Below are 2,684 nucleotides of genomic sequence, written 5' to 3'. Positions count from 1 at the left end.
GTTGTTAAAGGAACTGGCCAAGAAATTGAAGGAAAAGTATACAGTATAAATTTGTTTAAACTGTTGTCAACAATAACAACCTGTTGTATTATAGCATTGTAAAATTCAGTGCGATGAAGTACTCCAAGGCGATGGGGCTTTTCAGAAGGTGGGATTCTGAAAAGCCTTTTTTGTTGTTTAGGGAATTATGCTTTTATGCTTGATGTGGATAACTTAGGGTGTTAAGGTAGAAATATGAGAACACAAGTGATGAAAGAAAAGAGACAACCAATAAAGATAGTGGACATACTCAGGGATCATTGGGAGCGATTTCTCCAAGTATATGGAGAAAAAATACCGGAAGACATGAGGGAAAGTGTCATTAAAGCAGTAGAAAAAGCGATCAAATGTGGGGATCCAAAGTATGGTTACGCAGAATACATTTGCACTAATTGCAACGGGAAAGAGAAAAAGAAAGTAGCATTTACATGCAAAAGTAGGTTTTGCAATCGAAGTGGAAAGTTTACATAGAAAAATGGGTAGAGAAGCAAACCGAACGGATACTAGAAGTAGGACACAAACACATGGTATTCACTATCCCGGGAGACTGTGGGTGATATTTTACCGTAACCGAGATTGGTTAAAAGACCTGAGTGATAAAGCAGAAGTAATTCATTATTGGTATCGGGAGAAAGGCAGGAAAAAGGTGTACGAAGTAGGGATAATAGCTGTAATACACACCTTTGGAAGGGATCTGAAATTCAACCCACATGTTCATGTTTTGGTAACCGAAGGAGCGATAGACAAGAATTCCGTACGAGTATTTGAGGAAAATTTGGCAGAAGGTATTGCTGGACTGGCTGAAACAGAAATATCCGGAAAGCATAAAAGTTAAAGAACAAAGAAAAAGGGGAGTAATTACACCCCGGCAGAACCACTCCAGGCGCTCGGGTTGCTCCCAGCAGAGCCCTATCCTCCTGGCGTGTAAGAGCCAAATATAGTATGCTAAATTACCAGGAAAAAACCATTTACACAAAACTATGTACATACCCGCGATTTTTGTGGATAATTCCGATTTCTCCCCCTTCAAGATTCTGTTCTTAAGGCGAAAGAACTGGCGAGTATTTAAATTCAGTTCATTTGCAGCTTCTTTTGCTGTTATAAACCCCTGGATATGTTTCATGATTACCATGTAACGCTTCAATTCTTTTTTGCTCATAGTAATTCTCTCCAGTTCCATAATGACATTTTCTCAGAAGCGTTACAATATGACAATATCACTGACGTCCAACATAGGTTATGTTTCGTGTTGACTTTTCTATATTTGAATGCTAGATAAACTAAATTAATACTTAACGAAAAGCCACAGTAATAATCTGTAGCTTTTTTCATAACTGTCTAAGTTTGTTAATAACCTTTGTGGATGCAAAATCGTCCATTGAGGCAAAAGATATAGACGAGAAAGTTCAGTTGAATATAAAATCTAGTTAAAAACAGAAGTCATCTTTCTAAATCAGGAAGACGACTGTTTATTTAATGGTACATATTAGTTATATCAATAAAACTTATGAGCTACAGTCGTTTGAAGGGGGTGTTTTATTGTGGGACTGAGTATTGCTGAAATGCTTCAATCTGAATCACTTAATGGGCTCAGGTTAATTGCTGGCAGTAGGGGTAAGCACCGAGTTATAGAAAAAGTAAGCGTTTTGGAAATTCCGAAAGGCTATGAGCCATACCTAACTGGTGGTGAACTTATTCTTACAACTTTTTACAGTTTGCGTGACGATTTAAACGGGCAACTAGAAACAATTAAAAAGTTCTCTGATGCAGGAGTGGCCGCTTTGGGAATTCATCCGGTAGTCACAGGAATGAAAATTCATGAAAAAGTAATAGAGAATGCGGATTATTATGGTCTGCCCCTTATTTTGCTTCCTCATACAATGTCATACGCCAAAATATTTTACGAAGTTTTAGGGTTGATTCTTAATCGGCAATCACTTATCCTTAAGAAGTCTGAGGAAATCAACCGTGAATTTACTCGCGTAGTCCTTCTAGGAAGCGATGTAAATACAATTGCAGCTACCCTTGCTCGATTAATCAAGAAACCAGTGCTTTTTACCAACGATTTGTTTGAATTTATTGCTGTCAGTGCAAGTTCGGATGAACATGATTCTTTTCTTAAAAAGTGTATACAGACATCTGATTTTCTTAAAACTCTAAATTTAATTAAATCAACAAAACATAAAATTAGGTATAGGATAAAAGAAGAACAGTTTATGTTCAAGATTGAGGTTGAAGGTCAACTGATAAATCAGGTGGTTGTTCCAGCTGGAGAGTCAAAATACCCATATGGTTATATTTTTACCTGGGAAATAGAACAATCACTGCAGGAATTGGATTTTATTGCGTTGGCCCATGCTTCCAATGCATTTGCATTAGAAATGGCAAAACAACGAGCGGTTGTTGAGGCTGAAAAACGGTATCGGAGCGATTTTTTGAGTGAAGTACTTGAAGGAAAGTTTACAAAAGAAGAAGAACTTTATCGGCGTGCGCAGTTGATTGGCTTAAATCTTGCTCAAAAACATATGCTTATAGCCAGTAGCGTTGCATAAAATTTTTTAGAATTTGTCAAGCTGGGAATTAATTCGATTTAACACAAAATAGGCAGAATTATGCGTTTTTTAGCTGAGAAATATAAAAATCTC

The 2,684-nt window shown here is 37.0% G+C and carries 3 protein-coding genes; all 3 read left to right on the top strand.

Translation table 11 applies throughout. The annotated features are described in order from the left end of the window. Positions 1–249: 249 nt before the first annotated feature. Positions 250–510, top strand: coding sequence for a transposase zinc-binding domain-containing protein (locus ULO1_RS00685; RefSeq protein ID WP_159446803.1), 261 nt, complete (start codon positions 250–252; stop codon positions 508–510). Positions 511–592: 82 nt separating this feature from the next. Continuing rightward, positions 593–874, top strand: a complete 282-nt coding sequence (locus ULO1_RS00680; RefSeq protein WP_159446802.1) for a transposase — start codon at positions 593–595, stop codon at positions 872–874. 706 nt (positions 875–1,580) lie between these two features. Next, positions 1,581–2,591: a PucR family transcriptional regulator gene (locus tag ULO1_RS00675; protein ID WP_079932706.1), complete on the top strand. Its 1,011-nt coding sequence runs from the start codon at positions 1,581–1,583 to the stop codon at positions 2,589–2,591. Positions 2,592–2,684: the final 93 nt, after the last annotated feature.

It is taken from the genome of Carboxydocella sp. ULO1, from assembly GCF_002049255.1.
Classification (GTDB): domain Bacteria; phylum Bacillota.
Note: the sequence above shows the minus strand (reverse complement) of the source record. Positions and strands in the feature narration are given on the sequence as shown.